We start from the raw sequence: 19518 nt of genomic DNA on the forward strand, positions 1-19518 counted from the left end.
GTTTCTGTCGCCCCCACGATTTTTGGAATGCCACCACTCTTCGCTGTAACGAAATTTTATATCTCTGGGCGAGATTTCCATGAGCGGGCACTGGAGATGGCATTCCTTCACTTACCAACCGCTGCGCCCGTAGCAGCTGATGATGCCTACAGACACCTGATCCAGACTGGGCTGTAGGCGTTCGCGGGTAAAATCCCTTTTTGGTCAGGCTCACTTTCCCGTTGTGCGGCTGACCCCATGTCAAAACTCAGAAAACCTGAACAACTCGACGTGCTTCCCTACATCGGGAAATGACTGGTGCTTGCCAGCGCCGTAGCGCTTCTTGCGGGATCGGCATCCGCGCTGTTTCTGCTCTCCCTCGATCACGCGACCCTATGGCGTGCAACCCACCGCTGGGCCATCTGGCTGTTGCCTCTGGCCGGCTTTGCGGTGGGGGGGTATCACCTGTTCGGCAAGCCAGTGAACGCGGCAATAACCTACTGAACGATGGCACGTTGACTCTCCCCTTAGGGGGAGACTTTAGACTCCCGGCCCTCGATAGACCTGGCCTGAAAACAGCTTTTTTGGCCCGATGACTTTATTCATTCAATGCGGCTTTTGTAGGGAAGCAATCAATGAACAATCCGTTGGAATTGGACAGCGTTATCAGCAGTACACAGGAGATTCTTGCGCAGTTGCTGGTGTTGGATAGGGGCGACGTGGCAGAGCACAGCAGTATCGTTGACGACCTCGGCGCCGACTCGCTGGACATCGTCGACCTGAGCTTCCAGCTGGGCCGTCAGTACGGTTGCACCTTGCCGAAAACCAGCGTGCTGGATCACGCGGTAGCGGTGTTCGGCGACGCCAGCCGGTTTGTCGAAAATGGCCGAATCACGCAGGACGGCGTGGCCTTGCTGGAGCACAGCCTCAGCGCTTATGCGCCGGGCCAGTTGCACGCGGGCATGCAGCCGGGCGATGTCTTCTCGGCCACCACCGTGCGTAACTGGGCGCAGCAGTGCCATAACGTTTTCAACTACCTCCCCGAGACCTGCCCGGAGTGTGGCGCGGTTCATGCCCTACTCAATGAACGCAAACAAGTGGTGTGTGGCGGTTGCAGTGCTCGCCTGACCCCTCTGGACGGTGACTCGATCTCGCGTCTGTTGGTTGAGCAGTACGCGGCCACCCAGTTGAAGGCTTCGGCGTAGGGGTTGCCTTGATGCAGGCCAGAGAGGTTCTGGTCACCGGCTATGGCCTGGTGGCTCCCACGGCACTGGATGCGGCCTCGCTGTTCACGACGATCTGCGAAAACCGTTCCTGCATTCGCCAGCACCCGGCGTTTGTCGAACTGGGGTTTGCGAACCCGGCGGCCGGATTTATCGATGAGCAACAATGGCAGGTCATCGCGGCGGCCTTTCCGGGCGATCTGCAGACCACCTCCCGCCAGGAATGGCTCTCGCATTACGTGGCCCGTCAGGCGCTGGCCCATGCCGGGTTGGCCGATGGTGCATTTGCCCGAGTCGCCAGCGGCATTTTCGTTGGGGCCAACAAATATTGCGCGAGCGGTGATTTGCGGGACGCCAGCCGTTACATGGACGATCAGGGGCGGGTCGATCTCGACCAGTACCTGGATAACCACACCCTCAGCGGTGGGGCGTTTGCCCGGCGGGTTGATCAGCAAACCCGCCATCTCGCCGAATGGCTGGGTGTACGTGACCATATCTCCACACATTCCGATGCCTGTGCCGCCGGCACCATGGCCATCGGCAGCGCCTATCGAGCGATCGCCCGTGGCGAGATCGACCTGGCGTTGTGTGGCGCGGTGGAGTTGATGGCCCATGAATTGTCCTACTACAGCTTTGATGGGCTGGGCGCACTCTGCCAGCGAGTGGACTTTTCCCCACAAGAACAGAGCCGGCCGTTCATGCCGGACCGTTGCGGTTTTGTGCTGAGTGAAGGGGCGGCGCTGTTGGTGCTGGAATCCCGCGAGCATGCCGAGCGTCGTCAGGCCTGTTCGCTGGGCCGGGTGCTGGGTTACGCGAATCTGTGCGAGGCAGAGAAGATCACCTCCAGCAGCCGCGACGGCAGCAAGTATGCCGCCTGCATGACGGCGGCCCTGGCCGATGCCGAACTGACCAGTGCGGCTGTGGACCATGTGAATGTTCACGGTACGTCGACACAGGCCAATGACCGTTGCGAGGCCCTGGGCCTGGCGCAGGTCTTCGGCGAAACCCTGGAGCAGATGACGTTCACCGCCAACAAATCTGCCGTAGGGCATTCGTTGGCCGGCAGTGGTGCCATTGAGGCGGTGCTGTCGTTGATGAGCATTCAGTTGGGCGTGGCCTTGCCGACCCTCAATTTCCAGTCGGAAAAATCCGAATTTCCAGAGTTGAAATTCCTTTGCGAACCGTTGCAGCAACCGATCAATGTCGTGCTCTCCAACTCCTTCGGGTTTGGTGGCGTGAACAGTTCGTTGGTGCTGGGCAGGGCATGACATGATCAGATCCAATTCAACCGCTGTTTATATCACCGCTGCGTCGGTACTCAACGCCGCCGGTACTGAATGTGCGTCCCGTGACAGTCAACCTCCGGCCGCGCAACCGCTGGATTTCGACCCGGCACGCCTGGCCCATTGTGTCGCAGCGCCCGCCTTGCCGGCCGGTGTGTACGACCGCAAGCTGTCCCGCAGCCTCGAGCCTCAGGGCGCGCGCCTGCTGTATTGCGCCGGCCGTCTCGCCGAGACCTTGCGTGGGCTGGAACTGCCCGACGAGCGGATCGCATTGATCGCTGCCATTCCGGAAGTGGATGGCCCCAGCTCGTGCTGGGATGCAGTGCAGGCCATTGGCGCACAACCGGCGGATCTGTTGGCGCAATTCTTTGCCCACACACCGCCGCTGCATGCGCTGATGATGCTCAACAGCAGCGTCATGGCCCACGCCGCTGAGGCCTTGCGTTGCAAGGGACCCATGGGCGGTTTTTGCTCCCAGGGCAATGCGGGGCTGGATGCTTTGATGGAGGCCGCCGCCCATCTGAGCGAAGGCCGTGCCGATGCTGCCGTCGTCGTCAGTAGCAGTCCGAACATCACCCCGGCGTTGTACCTGCGTGACGCTACTCACCCACCTGTGAACCCCGGCCCGTGGGTTTTCGGCGAAGGTGCTGCGGCACTGTTGCTGACGACCAACCCGGGCAGTGGTGCTCAGTCTGCGTTGCGAATTGCCGGGTTTGCCCGTGGTTACAGCGCGCAACCCGAGCGTGGACTGGCGGTTGGTCGCGACGTCATTGAGCGTGCTTTGAGCAACGAAGAACTGTGCCTCAGCGATGTCGGGCAAGTCGTCGCCGATGCACAGGATCCGCAGATTGCCGCGTTGTTTGCCCGATCGGGGCACACCCTCGAACACTCCAAGGCGTTGGTAGGTGACTTGGGCGCCAGCGCCTTGCTCAGCGAAATCGCTGTGACCTGGGCACTGGATTGCAGCCGTTACACGCTGTTGCTCGAACATAGCCGAGGCGGGCATTGGGGCGCGGTGCTGCTGGCCAGAATGTCGTCGGACACAGAGACAATGGAGAGTTACCCATGAGCCCCACACGGGTCGTGATCACGGGCATGGGCGCCGTCACCGGCTTCGGTTTCGAGTGGCAGTCCATGTGGCAAAAAATGTTGGCCGGCGAGCATTGCATTCGGCCATGGCAACCGGAAGGTGTCGAGGCGGGTGCGTTCCCCGTGCGTTACGCAGCGCCCGTGGACATGAGCTTGATGCCGGCACACTTGAAAGACCATCCGGCCTGGGGGTTGTCGCTGGAAAAACGCACCCGCTTTGGTTGGGTCGCGGCCACCCAAGCCATTGCCGACAGTGGCCTGAGCCCCGAACAGTTGCGTGGCGCGGCGGTATTGTCAGCGTCCGGCGCACCTGCTCATCGTTTGCAGGACATGCTGCTCAGCCTGGCGGATAACCCGGCGCAGGCGCCGTCCTGGGCTCAATTGATGGCGCGACAGGCGCAGGTCGATCCTGACAGTTCACTGTGTCAGAGCAACGACCGTCTTGCGCGGGTGATTGCCGATGGCGTCGGCAGTGAAGGCCCGGTGATCAATATCAGCAGCGCCTGCGCGGGAGCGTCCCAGGCCATCGGCAATGCATTCCAGATGATCCGTCGCGGCGAGGTCGAGGTGGCCATTGCCGGGGGCGCCGATTCGGTGCTGAGCCTGGACACCATGACCGCGCTGTATCTGCTCGGCGCCGCCAGCAGCGAACAGCGTTGGGGTACCGAACTGTGTCGGCCGTTCGACCGCCATCGCAGTGGCTTGATTGCGGGTGAAGGCGGTGGTTTTGTAGTGCTCGAAACCCTCGAACGGGCGCTCGCCCGAGGGGCAACGCCGTACGCCGAAGTGCTGGGTTTCGGCAGCAGCCTGGATGCCTACAAAATCACCGCACCCGACCCGCAGGGCCGGGGAGCGGTGCTGGCGATGCAGGCGGCCCTGACGGATGCCGGGCTGGCGCCGCAACAGGTCGATCTGATCAATGCCCACGGTACGTCGACACCCCTCAACGATGCCGCCGAAACCCTGGCGATCAAGACCCTGTTCGCCGAGCGCGAACATTATCGGCGGTTGCTGGTGACGGCCAACAAATCCCAGTTCGGCCACCTGATTGCGGCCGCCGGAGCACCGGAGTTCATGCTCACGGCCCTGGCCTGCCGGGATGATCGGGTCACGCCGACCCTGAACCTGCATGATGCCGACGAACAATGCGACCTCGACTACTGCGCCCATCAAGCGGTCAAGCGCAGGGTCGACGTTGCCCTGAGCAACTCCTTCGGTTTCGGCGGCCTCAACACTTCGCTGGCGCTGGGCAAGTACCGGGAGGCGCCGCGATGAAACAGGCGGTCGCGATTGCCGGTGCGGGTTGCGTGTTGCCCAGTGGCTGGGGTGTCGAGTCTTTCTGGGCGGCCGCAACCGAAGGGCGCAGTGCAATTACGGCGCTGAACGCCCGACGGTTCAGCAGCGAACGCGTGGTGGCGTTCGGGCAAATTCAGGATCAGGACCACCAACGCAGCCGACAGGACCTTGCGCAAAACCTTCAGCGTTACTGCACGCCGGCAGTGATCTGGGGTGTCAGCGCGGTACGTCAGGCGTTGGAAGAAGCAGGCCTGGCCGGTGAGCAGCCGGATGTCCGTTTCGGTTTGTATTGCTGTCAGGGCGGCTACACCCATCCGTCTCTGGAATCCTATGCCGAGTTGTTGCTCGGCTGTCGGCAGGACGGCGTGGCCGACATGGCGGCGTTCGCCAAACGGATCCTGCAAGACCGTGCCCAGGACCCTTTTCTGGTGCTCAAAGGCTTGAGCAACTGCTTGCTGGGTGTCACCAGCCTGGCGCTGAAACTGGTGGGTGAGTGCAACGCCTATATGCAAGGTGTCGCCGGCAACCTGGCAGCCTTGCGTGAGGCTACGGCCGCTTTGCAGGATGGCCGGATTGACGCGGCAATCGTTGTCGGTGCGGGCAGCGAGCTGGATGCCCTGGCGCTGTCCGGGTTGGTCCAGGCGGGTGTCATCAGCGCCAACGGCTCGAACACTCTGCTGCCGTTTGACCTTCGGGGCACCGGCGGCATTGCCGGGGAGGGCGCGGCAGCATTGGTGTTGCGCCGGCGCGAAGACCTGCCGGCCGGTCCTCAGGCGTGCCTCGCCGAGATGACGGCCCATGCCACCCTCGGTCGCTTGAGCCTGCCCGACAGCCCAACCGATGTGTTGGTGTGCAGCGGCACCGGCGATGCGCACAAAGACCGCGTGTTGTGCCAGACGCTGGCCCTTGCGCGCGCCTCGCACATCACCAGCGGGTTGGCGATCAACGGCATTCTCAGCGCGGCGCCGAGCCTGGTGGATCTGATACTTGCGCGTTGCGCATTGCAGGCCCAAAGCGTGCCGCCGATTGCCGGTTTGCAGCAGCCAGTGGCAAACCTGCCGTTTATTCAGGGCGCACCCCACGCCGCGAACCTTGCGCATTGCCTGGTGCTGAACCGCGACGACAACGGCTTCAGCGCCGCCTATCAAGTGCTCTACAGCGCAAAGGTCACTCAGGACTGCCGCTGACTACCGCCTCTTTTTTACTTTCAAGGGATATGACTGTCATGGATTATCGCGATTTCGTTCGGCCCAAATTCGTCGGCCTGCTCCAGGCACTGGGCCTGGAGTGTGAGTTTCAGCGCGCCCTCGGTAGCCAGTTGTTCTACCGCAACCGCAAGGGCGACATGGTCACGGTCACCGACTTTCTCGGCGGTTACGGTGCGGCACTGTTCGGCCACAACGACCCACAGTTTGTCGATCAGCTATGTGCGCTGCTACGCAGCGACGTGCCGTTCAACGCACAAATGTCGATCCGCGGCGCGGCCGGGCAATTGGGGCGAGAGCTCAGCGACGCCTTCAATCGCGAACTGAAGAACACCGAACGTTATATTTCGACCTTCTCCAACAGTGGCGCGGAGGCGGTGGAAATCGCCGTCAAGCACGCGGAGTTCCGTCGCCAGAAAAGCCTGCAAAAGCAGTTCGACGACATCGATTTCACCCTGGCCAGCCTGACCGCCAGCGAACGCGCTTACCGCGAGCTGGATGTGGCCGACCTCGACCTGCCTGCAGGTGTCCTGCCGGCCAACCTGAACAGCGTGACCTTGCGTCAGCTGGTTGAAGCCGTTCGCCAGCACAACCTGGCGCAGTTGCACATCGAACCGGTATTCGTCGCCCTGCGCGGCAGCTTCCACGGCAAATTGGTCAATACCGTGCAACTGACCTATGGCCGTCAGTACCGCGCGCCGTTTGCCCGTTTTGGTCTGAACGTGGAGTTCATCGACCCACAGCAGCCCCATCAGTTGCAGGAATTGCCTGCCCGGCACAGGCACCATTGGTTGAGCCTGCAATGGGACGGCGAACACCTGAACGTGCTGCAACTGCCGTTCAGTGCGATTACCGCCGTGTTGATGGAACCGATTCAGGGCGAAGGCGGCATCAACGAGTTCGCGGCCGAGTTCTACCTGGGGCTGCGCAAGCTGTGTAACGAGCAACAATGCCCGCTGATCGTCGATGAAGTGCAGTCGGGTTTTGGTCGCGCCGGGACGTTTCTTGCCAGCAGCCAGTTCAACCTGCAAGGCGACTATTACTGCCTGTCCAAGGCCCTCGGCGGCGGCTTGATGAAAATCGCCGCGACGGTGATCCGCAGCAGCCACTACGAAGGCGAGTTCAGCTACATCCACAGCTCGACCTTCGCCGAGGACGATCCGTCCTGCCATATCGCGCTGTCGGCATTGCGCCGGTTGTTCGCCAATGATGACGCGATGCTCAAAGACATACGCAGCAAGGGCGCCTACCTCAAAGCCTCGCTCGATGAACTGAAGATGGCCTATCCGGATGTGATCGCCGATGTGCGCGGGCGTGGCTTGCTGGTGGGTTTGGAATTGCACGACTTGAGTGTCAGCAGCTCGCTGGTACAGGCGTCGGCCCAGTACAACGATGCCTTGGGTTACTTGATCGCCGGTTACCTGTTGCAGTTCGAAGCGTTGCGGGTAGCACCGTCGGGCAGCAACTCCAACGTGATTCGCCTGGAGCCGCCAGCCTGTATCACCCTGAGCGAGATCGACGGGCTGATCGGTGCCCTGCAACGGGTCTGCGACATGCTGCGCCGTGGCGATGCGTTGCCGTTGGCGGCGGGTATCTGCGCAGACTCGATTCCCGCCGTGCCAGCCCGTCAGGACGATTTTCGGGTGGCCGAGCCCGTTGAAAACAACGAGGCCAAGGTCGAAGTAGTCGCTCGGGTAGCGTTCATCAACCACCTGATCGATGCCGATATCCTCGGTGACGTCGATCCCTCGCTGGCAGCCCTGAGCCCGGAACAAAAACGCACGTTCATCAACCGCACCAAGCCTGAGCGCCGCGCTGCGCCAGTCGGCCCGGTGACCATTCGGTCGCGCCTCGGCATGGCGGTGGAGTTCACGTTGTACCCGCTGTGCATGGATTCGGATGCCATGGCCGAGTACATCCTCAGCGGTGACCTGGACAGCATTCGCGAAGAAGTCGGCAGACGCGTCACCGATGCCCGCGCCGATGGCTGCAGCATCGCTGGCCTTGGGATGTACACCTCGATCGTCACCAACAATTGTCAGGCGCTGAAGATTGCCGACATGGCGCTGACGTCCGGCAATGCCCTGACCATCGGCATGGGGCTCGAAGCCATCGAGCAAGGCTGCGTACAGCAGGGTCTGGCACTGCGCGAGCAAACCGCTGCCGTTGTCGGTGCCGCCGGTAACGTTGCCTCGACCTATGCCTCGGTGCTGTCCGCCACCGTCGATCACCTGATTCTGATTGGCAGCGGTCGTGACGGCTCGGTTCGGCGCCTGGAGAAAACTGCCCAACTGATTTACGCCGACGCGGCCCGTTCGATCCTCAAGGGCACGGCCGAACACGACCGGTTGGCGCAGCGACTGCTGACCCTTGATGGTTTTTGTGACTTGTTGCGCTCACATGGGCAAAAAGCCGACCTCGGTTTGCACATCGCCCGTCTGGTGGATGAGCGCCTTGGCGCGAACGCTTTCATCACGGTCACCAACGATCTCGACGCCCTCAAGGGCGCACGGGTTGTCCTGTGTGCGGCCAATGCGCCTCAGCCATTCCTCGGCACCGAACATTTCGCCGAGCGCAGCGTGATCTGCGATATCGCCGTGCCGCTGAACGTCCATCAAGACCTGCCGAGCCAACGCGAAGACCTGCTCTACATGCACGGCGGCATCGTCCAGACGCCGTTCGACGACGGCCTGGCGCCCAACGTGCGGGCCTACCTGAAAAAAGGTCAGCTGTATGCGTGCATGGCCGAGTCGGTGTTGATGGGCTTGTCTGGCATGAGCCAGCACGGCTCATACGGCGATATCAGCCGTGAGCAAGTTCAGCAGGTCCGCGCACTGGCCGCGATCCACGGCTTCACCCTCGCGCAATTCAAAACTCAAAACTCACTTTAAGGAGCGGTCATGACTCAGAAAATAGCTGTCGTGACCGGCGGCAGTCGCGGCATTGGCAAGTCCATCGTGCTGGCCCTGGCCGGCGCAGGTTATGAGGTTGCCTTCAGTTATGTGCGTGACGAGGCGTCAGCCGCTGCCTTGCAGGCGCAGGTCGAAGGGCTCGGCCGGGAGTGCCTGGCCGCGCAGTGTGATGTCAAGGATGCGCAGAGCATTCAGGCGTTTTTCGAACGGGTCGAGCAGCGTTTCGAGCGTGTCGACTTGTTGGTCAACAACGCCGGTATTACCCGTGACGGTTTGCTCGCCACGCAATCGGTGAGCGACATCACCGAGGTCATCCAGACCAACCTGGTCGGCACGTTGTTGTGCTGTCAGCAGGTGCTGCCCTGCATGATGCGCCAGCGCAGCGGATGCATCGTCAACCTAAGTTCCGTGGCCGCGCAAAAGCCCGGCAGGGGCCAGAGCAACTACGCCGCCGCCAAAGGCGGTGTAGAAGCATTGACGCGTGCACTGGCGGTGGAGTTGGCGCCGCGCAACATCCGGGTCAACGCGGTGGCGCCCGGCATCGTCAGCACCGACATGAGCGAAGCCCTGGTCGGCGCCCATGAGCAGGAAATCCAGTCGCGGCTGTTGATCAAACGGTTCGCCCGGCCTGCAGAAATTGCTGACGCGGTGCTGTATCTGGCCGAGCACGGCCTGTACGTCACGGGCGAAGTCTTGTCCGTCAACGGCGGATTGAAAATGCTATGAGCCAGGCACGCACGATTGTGATTACCGGCGCGGCCAATGGTATTGGCCGCGCCGTCGCGGAAAATTTTGCAGCCCAGGCCGAGCACCTTTTGATCTTGCTTGATCGGGATCTGCCAACCTTGCAGAGGTGGGTCACCGAGGGCGATTTTGCCGCTCGCATCGAAACCCATGAAGCGAACATCGCCGATCTCGCCAGCCTGCAACTCCTGTTCAAGGGCCTGGCCAACCGGGTCGGCTTTGTCGATGTGCTGGTCAACAGCGCCGGGGTCTGCGACGAGAACGAACCTGAAGACCTCGACAACTGGCACAAGGTGATTTCGATCAACCTCAACGGCACCTTTTACGTCACCTCGTTGTGCCTGCCACTGATGGCGGATGGTGGGCGGATCGTCAACATGTCGTCGATCCTCGGCCGAGCGGGCAAGGTCCGCAATACCGCTTACTGCGCCTCCAAACACGGCATCATCGGCATGACCAAAGCCTTGGCGCTGGACCTGGCACCACGGCGAATCACCGTCAATGCCATCCTGCCCGCCTGGATCGACACACCGATGCTGCAAGGCGAATTGGCGGCTCAAGCGCGCATCGCCGGGATCACCCACGAGCAAATCCTGCGCAATGCGAAGAAGAAGTTGCCCCTGCGGCGCTTCATTCAGGGTGACGAAGTGGCGGCCATGGTCCGTTATCTGGCGAGCCCGCAGGCGAGTGGCGTCACGGCGCAAAGCCTGATGATCGACGGCGGTGCCGGGTTGGGAATGTAGCCATGGCTCGACTGGGATTGAACCGCGGCCTTTTGGCCGCGCTGGTCAGCCTCGGCTCGCCAGTGGCGATCGCCGAGTGGTTGCCGGGGCATCATGAAGCGGAGATCGGCGTTGCCACGGCCGTGCGTCTGCACGGGGACGACCAGGTCACGCAAAAGGCCGTGTACCTCAAGTTCAGCCTAGAGGATGCCTGGGACAGCGGCTACTACAAGGCCAAGGGCCGAGCCCGCTACGACTTCCGTTATGACGGCAACAACCCCTACAGCGCGCAAGCCCGGGACGATTACCGGGCGACTGCCGATTGGCGGCACCTTTACTGGGGGCTCTATGTCGGTGACGGCGAGCTGACGGTGGGCTGGCAGCAGGTGGTGTGGGGGCGTGCAGATGAATTACGGGTGCTCGATCAGATCAACCCGCTGGATTATCGCGAGGGTGTGATCGGTCTGTTGGAAGACAGCCGCATCGCCGTGCCGATGATTCGCCTGGTGCAGCCGGTCGCCGAGTGGGAGCTGGAAGCGCTGGTGATCACTGATTTTGTGAAGAACCAGGCGCCGGCCGTCGGCAGCGAGTTCGATGCCCCGATCTTTGCCACACCCGACCCGCAGATGTTTGTGGTCGATTCGCGGCCCGGTTATGACGGTCACAGTGGCTTCGGTTACGGCGCCAGTGCCAACGGCCGGATCGGCACGGTGGATGTCAGCTTCGTGGCCCTCAACGCCCGCCAACAGGACCCGGTTTACGCCGTCGAAGGCCAGACCGAAGAGGGCCTGATTCGCCTCGAACGGCAATTCCCGCGCTATTCCATGGGCGGCGCCAGTGTGGCCATCGATGCCGGCCACAGCATCGTGGTACGCAGTGAAGTCGCCTACTTCGACAATTGGCGCGTCACCAACCCTTACCGCGCTTACGGCAGCGACCAGACGGCGATGACCAAGTCGCTGCTGGGCGTCGATTACCTATTGCGGGACTGGCTGATCTCGACGCAGTGGCAGCATCAGCGGCTGCTCGACTGGCAGCCCGGCATGGTCCAGGACAAACGCGACGACCTGTTCACCGTGTCTGCCGAAGGCTCGCAGTTCCAGGATCGCCTCAAGACCCGTCTGGTTTTCGGTATGTCGCCGCCAGCGCAGGACGACAGTTTCGTTCAGGGGATCTTCACCTACAAACCGGTGGACTGGCTCAAGTTGGGGCTCGAAGTCGATGTGTTCTTCGGCAAGCCCGACCGCCAGTTCGGTGCGTACGCCAACCGCGACCAGGTGCGCTTGTCCGCCGGTTATCTGTTCTGACCACACCGGTGCGGTGTGCGAACCACTCAAACAATGAAAAGGAAATCGCGATGTTGCCCATCTTCAAGACCCTGACTGTAAGCGCACTGCTGCTGAGCGCCGCTGCCGCCACGGCAGCTGAAACACGCACGGCCGACGACATCATTCGCCAGGCCCGGGACCGCGATGACGGCAAGAGCTTCATGTCCCAGGTGTCCCTGATCCTGATCGACAAGCAAGGTAACACCCGCATCCGCGAGTTCAGCTACCTGCAAAAGGATTACCCGGACAGCGACAAATTCACCATGTATTTCTCCGCGCCGAGTGATGTGCGTGACGTCGCCTTCCACATCGAAAACCCGCGCGAGGCCCTGGGCCTCGAAGACAGCCAATGGATGTACTTGCCGGTCAGCCGACAGACCCGAAGGATTTCCACCACCGACAAACGCGGGGCGTTCATGGGTAGCGACTACTCCTATGCCGACCTCGACAAGATTCGCGCCGAAGACTATCGCCAAACGCTGGTTGGCGAAGAGCAGTTGCAGGGCCGCGATTGCTACGTGATCGAGCGTGAGCCGGCGACGCCTGCCGTGCTGGCCAAGACCGGCTACAACAAGCTCAAGGTCTGGGTTGACAAGAAGAACTCACTGGTGCTGCGCCAGGACTTCTTCGATGTAAAAGGTGTGATGTTCAAGCAGATGCGCACCCTGAAGACTGAAACCATCGACCAGATCGACAGCATTACCCTCAGCGAAACCGAGGACTTCATCGCCGGTACGCGCTCTCAGCTGCGCTTCAACCAGTTGCAGTACAACGTCGCGCTGGACGACCGCCTGTTCACGCAGACCGCGATCAAGCGCGGGCTGAAAGCCGGCGACTTGCCGGAATACGCCGTGTCTGCCCGCTAAGCGCCGCTCTCGATTCATCTGGAACCCTCATTCATGGAAAGATACTTGAACTTCGTCGAGCGCTATGCGCGGGCAATTGTGTTCGTGCTGGTGGCGATCACCGCCTACTTCACTTACACGCTCGGCGCGCTGATGTCGGACACCAATCCGTATCTGCTCAAGGACACTCATCCGGCGCGCAAGACGATCATTGATTTGCAGCGCGAGTTCACCGGCACGTATGACTCGGTCATGGTGGCGCTGAGCAACCCTGAGAGTGTCTTCAACACCACGTCGCTGAACGCCCAGTTCGAGCTGTCCCAGGCCATACGCCGGTTGATGCTGGCGAACGATGAGGACCGTGTCGAACTGCAGCGCATCGTCGGCCTGCACAGTGACGACCATGATGCCCAGGGCTTGCTGGTGCAGATCCTCGCCGAGGGTTTTTCGCAGAACGATTACGCTGCCGCCAAAGCGCTGCGCGACCATGGGATTGCCCGGCACTGGGACAGCCATGACCTGCAGTTCCTGAGCTTTCTTGCCGAGCGGCTCAACCCGATCCAGGAAATGGCCTCGATGGCTGACCTGGAAAACATCAGCTTGAGTGCCGATGGCGAGTTGTGGATCCACAAGACCCTGCACGCCCTGGATATGGACCCGGTCAAGGTCGAAGCGCAGATCATGGGCAACGAGCAGATGGTCGGTGGCGTCGTCTCGGCGGACAAGAAAGTCGCCATGGTCGTCGCCGAACTGGGCACCAAACAGGACGACGCTCAGGCCCAGTTGCGTGCCTATCACCAGGTCCGCGAGATCATCGCGAAGTACCAGGCGGCTCACCCGGAGTTCACCGATGAGGTGTTCATCGCCGGCATGCCGATCTTCATTGCGGCCCAGCAGGAAATCATCGATCACGACCTGGCGATGCTGTTCCCGATCGTGTTCCTGTTGGTGACCTCTCTGCTGGTTTTCTTCTTTCGCAAACCACTTGGTGTGGTGCTGCCGCTGTTCAATATCCTGTTCTGCACCATCTGGACCCTTGGCCTGATGGCGCTGCTGCGTGTGCCGATGGACTTGCTCACCAGTGTCTTGCCGGTGTTCCTGTTCACCATCTGTTGTGCCGACGCGATCCACGTCATGGCCGAGTATTACGAACAGCTCAATTCGGGTAAGTCTTTCCGCGAAGCCAACCGTGAAACCCAGCGCCTGATGGTCACGCCCGTAGTTCTGACAACGGTCACGACTATTGCGACGTTCTTGATTTCAACCACCAACAACATTGTCAGCATCCGCAACTTTGGCGTGTTCATGTCCATCGGCCTGACGGCGGCGCTGATCATCTCGTTGCTACTGATTCCGGCGTGGATTTCGATCTGGGGCAAAGACGCCGTCCCGCGCAAAGTGCAACTCAAAGAGTCGCTGATCTCCCACTATCTGGTGGTGTTCTGTGCCTGGCTGATTCGCTGGCGCAAGCCGGTATTGCTGGTGACCCTGCCGTTGTTGGCGATGATGACGGTGTTCACGTTCAAGGTGGATATCGAAGACTCGGGCATTGCCTACTTCAAGAAGGACAGCCCGGTACGGATGTCCGACGAGTTCATCAACCGGGCTGGAGTCGCGGGTACATCGCCGGGCTGGATCGCTTTCGACACCAAGACTCCGCGTGGCGCGCTGACCACTGAAACCGTGCAGTTCCTCGAACGTCTGGACCAGTTCATCAGGGCCCAGCCGAACGTGAGTTACACCTATTCGGTGGCGACCTACATCAAGCGCATGAACCTCGTGCTCAACGACATGAACCCTGCTTTCCTGCGGGTGCCGCAGGCGGTGGAGCAGGTGACGGTGGTCGATGATGACGGGAAACCGGAGACCTTCGATGTCGACGGCAACTCGCTCATCGAACAACACATCATGATGTTCGAGAACGGTGGCGGCACCGACTTGCAGAACGTGCTCAATGCCGATTACTCGAAGGCGGTGACGCTGTTCACCATGACCTCATCTGTGGCGGGCGATTACCAGGCGATGCTCGATAAACTGGACGCCTGGCTGGCCATCAACAAACCGGCCAACCTGCAAGTCACCCATGCCGGTACGCCGTACATATGGACCGGGGTGTTGCAGGAAATCACCCAGGGTCAGGTGCTGAGCTTCTCGCTGGCGTTGCTGGCCGTGACCTTGATGATGATGTTCTGGCTCAAGTCAGTACGCCTGGGCATCCTCGGCATGCTGACGTTGCTGACCACGTCGGTGACGGTGTACGGCAGCATGTACCTGTTGGATATCGAGTTGAACATCGGTACCACACTGGTGACGTTCCTGGTGGTGGGCGTCGTGGATTACGCCGTTCACCTGCTGTCACGGATCAAGATGCTGGTGCAGAAGGGCATCGAGATCGACGAGGCCATCCTGGCGGCCATGCAGGGCGTCGGGCGCTCGACGGTGGTCAACGTCGTGATTTTCTCGATGGGCTTTGTCGCGCTGCTGTTCTCCGCCTACAAACCCGTCATTGACCTGGGTGTATTGGTGATACTGGCGCTGTCATCCAGCGGCTTCATGACCATTTTGTTGGTCACGCTGATTTCGCCGTGGTTCTTTGCCTCGATTGTGCCGCAGCCAGCAGTGCAAGAGGGCGAGCAGCCGGGGGGTGAGACTGTGCCAGGCTAAATCGCCGGGGCGCCTGCGTGCTGAAAACGGCACGGGGCGCCATGGCCGTTCAGGGGCGGCGGTGCGGATTCAGCGGGCTTTTTCCAGGTGTTCGAACTGGCATTGCATCTGAGCATCCTTGAGGCTCAGCTCAAACTCAACCAAGCCGTCATGCACTTGCTGCAAGGCCTGGATCTGCCCCATCAATTCCTGCTTTTTGTTATCGATGGCCTGCATGGCCAGATCCCAGGGCAGCTCCTGGCCGCGATGATCCTGCAGAATGGCCTGCATTTCCTTGAGCTTGAAACCGAGTTGCTGAGCGCATTTGATGAAGGTCAGCAGCTCTACGCTTTGCTGGCTGTAGACGCGGTACTTGCCTTCGCGTTGCGGGGGGGGCAACAGGCCGATTTCTTCGTAATGTCGAATGCTTTTGACGGTGGTGCCCGACAGCTGGGCGGCTTTGCCGATGTACATGAAAATCCCTTTTTTTGACGCATCAGAAGCGGAAAGATGTCGCGCGCTCGTACAAGCGCGCGACATCTTTGCACAAGCGTCAGGGGGTGGGAAGCCAAGGTGGACAGGGTGTCACGGCAGGGAGGCTCGGTTGGGCAGCGCAGGGGCACGGCCCGACCGGGGCCGATCAGCGGCTGGCGACTGCCTGGACTTGTTTGAGCCAGGCTTCACGCTGTTCCGGCTTGGACCCCAATACCGGACCGAAGGTCAGGGTTTTCAGGGGTTTTATGCCGCAGAACTCCAGGGTGGTCTTGCGTATTTGGTGCAGGCCCGGCATGCGATACACCCACCGGTAGTACCACGGCGGCGTGTCCATGGTCACCAAAAGGTGAGCCGTGCGGCCCTTGAGCAGCTTGTCCGGGAAGGGCGAGCCCTTGCGGTACTTGAAGGCAAAACCGGGCAGAAACACGCGGTCGAAGAACCCCTTGAGCAACGCCGGAATGCCGCCCCACCAGATCGGGTACACCAATGTCAGGTGTTCGGCCCAGGTAATGTCGTTCTGTGCGTCGATCAAATCGGGCTCAAGCAACTGGATCTGGTTATAGCCATCGTGCAAGACCGGATCGAAGTCCAGGGTGTCCAGGCGCAGCAGGCGCACCTCATGGCCTGCTTGCGTGGCGGCCTCGACATAACGTTCGGACACAGCGCCGCAAAAGCTGTCGTTCGAAGGGTGGCCGAGGATTACGAGCATGCGTTTGCTCTTCATGACGAACTCCAGATAATGAAGTGCCAAGGGTAAAGTCTGCCCCTAACGGTAGAGTCAAGCCTTGCCGGTTAGCGGTAGAGACAAAAAGTCCAGCAGCGCTTGGGTGTAACCCGGAAAACCGTCATAAGCGTGGCTGAGGGTATCGCTGAGCGTCAGGGTGTCGAGCCCTGTCAAGGCATGATCGACCGGCATCATCAACACTTTCCCTAAAGACTGTCAGGGTCGCCGAAGAACATTTGGACAGGGCTGTGTCCATTAGGGAGTGCATTCACGATCGGCTGCTGTCGACCGATAGCGGACAAGATCAAAGCAGGTCTTAAAGTCATCGAGACGGCGCACGTGCGTGGCGAGAAAGGCGCTCCTGATTCGATAGATACACGGCTGACTGAAACTGAGCATCAGATCCAGGGAACCGTGGGTAAGCCGCGCGCAGCCACGCTCAAAACCGGTGAGCGATGGCTCACTCAAGTCCAGGCTCGGCTCGATGGTATCGATCTCACAAAAGCGACCGTTGGTCGGATAAGGTTGGATCCGGGTTTTATGCGGCTGCATTTTTTTGACGCTTTCATAGTGCTTTAAAAACAACGGGTTGTGGTGTAGTTGTTCATATTGCTTGTAAAGGTGATTGTTCGTTGACGATCGACTTGTGTCAGGCCTGAGCCTGATTTTCGAACGCCTGGAGCCTGGAGTACACGATGGATGACCGCTGTCATCCCGGCTTTTCTGCTATTAATGAATGACTCTTCGTTCGAGTGCTAGTCCTATCGGGAGCGCGTCATGAATCCGTTCATTCGTATCGGCATTGTCGACGACCATCCGTTGTTGCGTGAGGGCGTTGCCAACATACTGAGAAGACGGGCGGATATTCAGGTCATGGAACAGGGCGCCAGTGCGCAAGATGCCAAGGATATCGCCCAGAGGGTGCGTCCGGATGTGATGCTGATGGACGTCAATATGCCGGGTGATGTTTTCGCTGCGGTGCGGTTCATTTCCACTGAACTATCGGATGTGAGGGTCCTGATGCTGACGGTTTCAGAATCCGAAAATGACGCCTTTTTGGCGCTGGATGCCGGTGCGCTCGGGTATGTGTTGAAAGGTGTCAGCGGACCGGAACTGGTCACGGCTATCAGGTTAGTTGCCAAGGGGCAAACGTATATCACCCCCGATTTTGTCAACAAACTGCTGAGTAACTTCAAGAAACATGAAGCGGAGAATCACGCGTTTGATCTGACCCAGCGCGAGGAGCAAGTTATTTATGAGGTTTCAAAAGGGTTGACTAATAGGGAGGTTGCGTCAAAGCTGTTTATAAGCGAAAAAACAGTCAAGCACTACATGAGTTGTGTGATGCAGAAGTTGCACGTACGAAATCGTGTCGAAGCGGTCACGGCCCTACGTTATTACAGGGAGCGCGAAGCTCTCGGGCGATTGCACATCGGCGCAGGGAAAACACCAATGTATGCCCGGAGCCGCTCTGACTAAAGTTTGAACTGTGCATTGATCGACGTTCCTGATGTACTAGAGTCGATGCTGAACAACCCGCCCAGAGATTCAACGCGATAACGCAAACCGGCGAGCCCTAATCTGGTTCTGCCGGATATATCGAGTTGCATGGCGTCCGCCGCCATACCCGGACCACTATCCCTGACGCTGATATTTAATACCTGATCAATGTATTGCGCTTGGATGACCTGACCCTCGCCGTTGGCATGACGGTAAGCGTTGTTGAGGGCTTCTTGCACAAAACGGTACAAACAGAGTTTGAGCGGCAGCGGCGTGGCGTCAGGTAGCGGCCCTAGGGCTAAGTTGACCTTGGTGCCGGTACGTTGCTCGTGCCGTTGCGCCACCAGTTGCAAATCTTCCACCAAGTTCAAATCGTTAATTTCCGGAAGTGCCAGACCTCGTGATAAATCGCGGATCTCCCGCAGTGCGTCGGTGGCGGCACCACGAATGGTTTCGAACGCCTCCTGATCGACATCCGAGCAGTTTTCGGTCAACTCGTCGAGCCAGATTAGAATCAATGTCAATAACTGCGCCGGCCCGTCGTGCAGGTCTGCACCAATCCGCCTCAAGTTGAGTTCGTTGACTCGAGAAAACTCCTGGGTCGCCGTCGCCATCTTGAGCTGGAGTTCGGCATTGCTGATGTGTAAGCGGGTTTGCTCCTGCAGCCGCAAGTGCAGCGCCACTTGTTGCTGCTGAATAATCTTGTCACCGCGTCGCACGATGAAGAAAAGCAGCGCCAGCATTGCCAACGTCGCGGCGCCCACGACCCCCCATACCTGCTGTCGGACGCGATTGATCTCGAGCTCCAGAGTATCGGCCTTTTCATAAAATTCGCCCACAGCGATGATTTTCCTGGAGCTTAAATCCCGCAGGGGCGCGTAGATCTCGTAGAGCGGAACGTTTAGATTGCGCTCGAACTCGTTCTCATTCTGGCTCAGCTCTTCAAGGGCAGTGACCACTTTGCCCTTAAGCGCCTCGGTGATCTCGTCTATTGGGAATTTGTGGTTGGTGATGGCTTTATTCGTGCTGTAGACCACCGTGCCATCCGCTCGCCAGATCTTGATCGAGACAATGTGTTGATTTAACGCACGATTTTCCATGAGGCGGTCCAGGGACTGGACACTTGCAGTCGAAAGGCTGTTGTCCCGGATCATCTCCTGCACATAGGGTTCCAGAAACGCTTCCATGTAGTGGGCGCCTGCTTCTGCCGCGCTTTGTACTGCGGCACTTTCTATTCGTTCGCTTACCAGCTTGCCGACGGAGAACATGGTCAGTCCCAGGATCACCGCAGCGGCAATGACAAACTGGGTCGAGTGACTTAGTTTGCGCGCTCGGCCCCTGATCCGGGTGCGCCAGATTCCATTGCGAACCTCCTCGCAAACAGGAGGGGCTGGTTCGACCAAAGGCTGAGCTTCATCTGCGATAGAAGTCTCATTTTTTGATTCGACCTTTGCATCTTTTGCCATCGGCTTGGTTCCCTGATCATCGTGGTAAGTCGTTTGAAAAACCCAGCAACTCAGGATATCTGGA

16 protein-coding genes and 1 riboswitch are annotated in these 19518 nt (G+C 59.8%); of the genes, 12 read left to right on the top strand and 4 right to left on the bottom strand.

Annotated elements, in window-relative coordinates:
• Positions 1–83 precede the first annotated feature (83 nt).
• Positions 84–156, top strand: a riboswitch (Fluoride riboswitch).
• Between the two features lie 458 nt (positions 157–614).
• From J5M71_RS22410 to J5M71_RS22460, 11 genes are all read left to right on the top strand, one after another.
• Positions 615–1184, top strand: a complete 570-nt coding sequence (locus tag J5M71_RS22410) for an acyl carrier protein (RefSeq protein WP_207837158.1) — start codon at positions 615–617, stop codon at positions 1182–1184.
• An 11-nt stretch (positions 1185–1195) separates the two neighbouring features.
• The gene (locus tag J5M71_RS22415) at positions 1196–2470 is read left to right on the top strand and encodes a beta-ketoacyl-[acyl-carrier-protein] synthase family protein (RefSeq protein WP_207837160.1); all 1275 of its coding nucleotides are present in this window, start codon (positions 1196–1198) and stop codon (positions 2468–2470) included.
• A 169-nt stretch (positions 2471–2639) separates the two neighbouring features.
• Positions 2640–3554 (top strand): beta-ketoacyl synthase, encoded by a 915-nt coding sequence (locus J5M71_RS22420; RefSeq protein WP_233687513.1) that lies wholly within the window; start codon positions 2640–2642, stop codon positions 3552–3554.
• Positions 3551–4849, top strand: coding sequence for a beta-ketoacyl-[acyl-carrier-protein] synthase family protein (locus J5M71_RS22425; RefSeq protein WP_207837164.1), 1299 nt, complete (start codon positions 3551–3553; stop codon positions 4847–4849). The genes J5M71_RS22420 and J5M71_RS22425 overlap by 4 nt, the downstream gene beginning before the upstream one ends.
• A complete protein-coding gene (locus J5M71_RS22430) occupies positions 4846–6057 on the top strand; it encodes a beta-ketoacyl synthase N-terminal-like domain-containing protein (RefSeq protein WP_207837167.1) in 1212 nt (403 codons plus the stop codon). Before J5M71_RS22425 ends, J5M71_RS22430 begins: the two co-directional genes overlap by 4 nt.
• A gap of 38 nt (positions 6058–6095) precedes the next feature.
• Positions 6096–8966, top strand: a complete 2871-nt coding sequence (locus J5M71_RS22435) for an aminotransferase class III-fold pyridoxal phosphate-dependent enzyme (protein ID WP_207837174.1) — start codon at positions 6096–6098, stop codon at positions 8964–8966.
• A 9-nt stretch (positions 8967–8975) separates the two neighbouring features.
• Complete coding sequence (gene fabG / locus J5M71_RS22440) at positions 8976–9713, top strand: 3-oxoacyl-ACP reductase FabG (protein ID WP_207837175.1); 738 nt, start codon at positions 8976–8978, stop codon at positions 9711–9713.
• The gene (locus J5M71_RS22445; RefSeq protein ID WP_207837177.1) at positions 9710–10474 is read left to right on the top strand and encodes an SDR family NAD(P)-dependent oxidoreductase; all 765 of its coding nucleotides are present in this window, start codon (positions 9710–9712) and stop codon (positions 10472–10474) included. Before fabG ends, J5M71_RS22445 begins: the two co-directional genes overlap by 4 nt.
• Before the next feature lie 2 nt (positions 10475–10476).
• Complete coding sequence (locus J5M71_RS22450; RefSeq protein ID WP_063913478.1) at positions 10477–11760, top strand: DUF1302 family protein; 1284 nt, start codon at positions 10477–10479, stop codon at positions 11758–11760.
• A 50-nt stretch (positions 11761–11810) separates the two neighbouring features.
• On the top strand, positions 11811–12647 hold the full coding sequence (locus tag J5M71_RS22455; RefSeq protein ID WP_207837181.1) for an outer membrane lipoprotein-sorting protein: 837 nt from the start codon (positions 11811–11813) through the stop codon (positions 12645–12647).
• Positions 12648–12680: 33 nt separating this feature from the next.
• Positions 12681–15290 (top strand): MMPL family transporter, encoded by a 2610-nt coding sequence (locus J5M71_RS22460; RefSeq protein WP_207837187.1) that lies wholly within the window; start codon positions 12681–12683, stop codon positions 15288–15290.
• A 69-nt stretch (positions 15291–15359) separates the two neighbouring features.
• Here the strand turns inward: J5M71_RS22460 and J5M71_RS22465 are convergent, their stop codons facing one another.
• The 3 genes from J5M71_RS22465 to J5M71_RS22475 form a co-directional block, all read right to left on the bottom strand.
• Positions 15360–15743 carry a MerR family transcriptional regulator gene (locus J5M71_RS22465; protein ID WP_207837225.1) on the bottom strand — a complete coding sequence of 128 codons (384 nt, stop codon included), beginning with the start codon at positions 15741–15743 and terminating at the stop codon, positions 15360–15362.
• Positions 15744–15909: 166 nt separating this feature from the next.
• Positions 15910–16488, bottom strand: a complete 579-nt coding sequence (locus tag J5M71_RS22470; protein WP_207837189.1) for an NAD(P)H-dependent oxidoreductase — start codon at positions 16486–16488, stop codon at positions 15910–15912.
• Between the two features lie 54 nt (positions 16489–16542).
• The gene (locus J5M71_RS22475; protein WP_207837192.1) at positions 16543–16683 is read right to left on the bottom strand and encodes a hypothetical protein; all 141 of its coding nucleotides are present in this window, start codon (positions 16681–16683) and stop codon (positions 16543–16545) included.
• Between the two features lie 582 nt (positions 16684–17265).
• Between J5M71_RS22475 and J5M71_RS22480 the strand changes: the two genes are divergently transcribed.
• Positions 17266–17967, top strand: a complete 702-nt coding sequence (locus J5M71_RS22480) for a response regulator transcription factor (RefSeq protein WP_207837196.1) — start codon at positions 17266–17268, stop codon at positions 17965–17967.
• Here the strand turns inward: J5M71_RS22480 and J5M71_RS22485 are convergent.
• A complete protein-coding gene (locus tag J5M71_RS22485) occupies positions 17964–19454 on the bottom strand; it encodes an ATP-binding protein (protein WP_207837199.1) in 1491 nt (496 codons plus the stop codon). The genes J5M71_RS22480 and J5M71_RS22485 overlap by 4 nt on opposite strands.
• Positions 19455–19518 lie beyond the last annotated feature (64 nt).

It is taken from the genome of Pseudomonas sp. 43(2021) (assembly GCF_017490805.1).
In the GTDB taxonomy this organism is placed as follows: Bacteria; Pseudomonadota; Gammaproteobacteria; order Pseudomonadales; family Pseudomonadaceae; genus Aquipseudomonas.

What these genes read in the sequence shown, in the direction of transcription:
- J5M71_RS22480 (WP_207837196.1), top strand. Translation starts at nt 17,266, where the DNA reads ATGAATCCGTTCATTCGTATCGGCATTGTCGACGACCATCCGTTGTTG.
- J5M71_RS22475 (WP_207837192.1), bottom strand. Translation starts at nt 16,683, where the DNA reads ATGATGCCGGTCGATCATGCCTTGACAGGGCTCGACACCCTGACGCTC.
- J5M71_RS22445 (WP_207837177.1), top strand. Translation starts at nt 9,710, where the DNA reads ATGAGCCAGGCACGCACGATTGTGATTACCGGCGCGGCCAATGGTATT.
- J5M71_RS22430 (WP_207837167.1), top strand. Translation starts at nt 4,846, where the DNA reads ATGAAACAGGCGGTCGCGATTGCCGGTGCGGGTTGCGTGTTGCCCAGT.
- J5M71_RS22455 (WP_207837181.1), top strand. Translation starts at nt 11,811, where the DNA reads ATGTTGCCCATCTTCAAGACCCTGACTGTAAGCGCACTGCTGCTGAGC.
- J5M71_RS22485 (WP_207837199.1), bottom strand. Translation starts at nt 19,454, where the DNA reads ATGGCAAAAGATGCAAAGGTCGAATCAAAAAATGAGACTTCTATCGCA.
- J5M71_RS22435 (WP_207837174.1), top strand. Translation starts at nt 6,096, where the DNA reads ATGGATTATCGCGATTTCGTTCGGCCCAAATTCGTCGGCCTGCTCCAG.
- fabG (WP_207837175.1), top strand. Translation starts at nt 8,976, where the DNA reads ATGACTCAGAAAATAGCTGTCGTGACCGGCGGCAGTCGCGGCATTGGC.
- J5M71_RS22415 (WP_207837160.1), top strand. Translation starts at nt 1,196, where the DNA reads ATGCAGGCCAGAGAGGTTCTGGTCACCGGCTATGGCCTGGTGGCTCCC.
- J5M71_RS22450 (WP_063913478.1), top strand. Translation starts at nt 10,477, where the DNA reads ATGGCTCGACTGGGATTGAACCGCGGCCTTTTGGCCGCGCTGGTCAGC.
- J5M71_RS22410 (WP_207837158.1), top strand. Translation starts at nt 615, where the DNA reads ATGAACAATCCGTTGGAATTGGACAGCGTTATCAGCAGTACACAGGAG.
- J5M71_RS22470 (WP_207837189.1), bottom strand. Translation starts at nt 16,488, where the DNA reads ATGAAGAGCAAACGCATGCTCGTAATCCTCGGCCACCCTTCGAACGAC.
- J5M71_RS22465 (WP_207837225.1), bottom strand. Translation starts at nt 15,743, where the DNA reads ATGTACATCGGCAAAGCCGCCCAGCTGTCGGGCACCACCGTCAAAAGC.
- J5M71_RS22425 (WP_207837164.1), top strand. Translation starts at nt 3,551, where the DNA reads ATGAGCCCCACACGGGTCGTGATCACGGGCATGGGCGCCGTCACCGGC.
- J5M71_RS22460 (WP_207837187.1), top strand. Translation starts at nt 12,681, where the DNA reads ATGGAAAGATACTTGAACTTCGTCGAGCGCTATGCGCGGGCAATTGTG.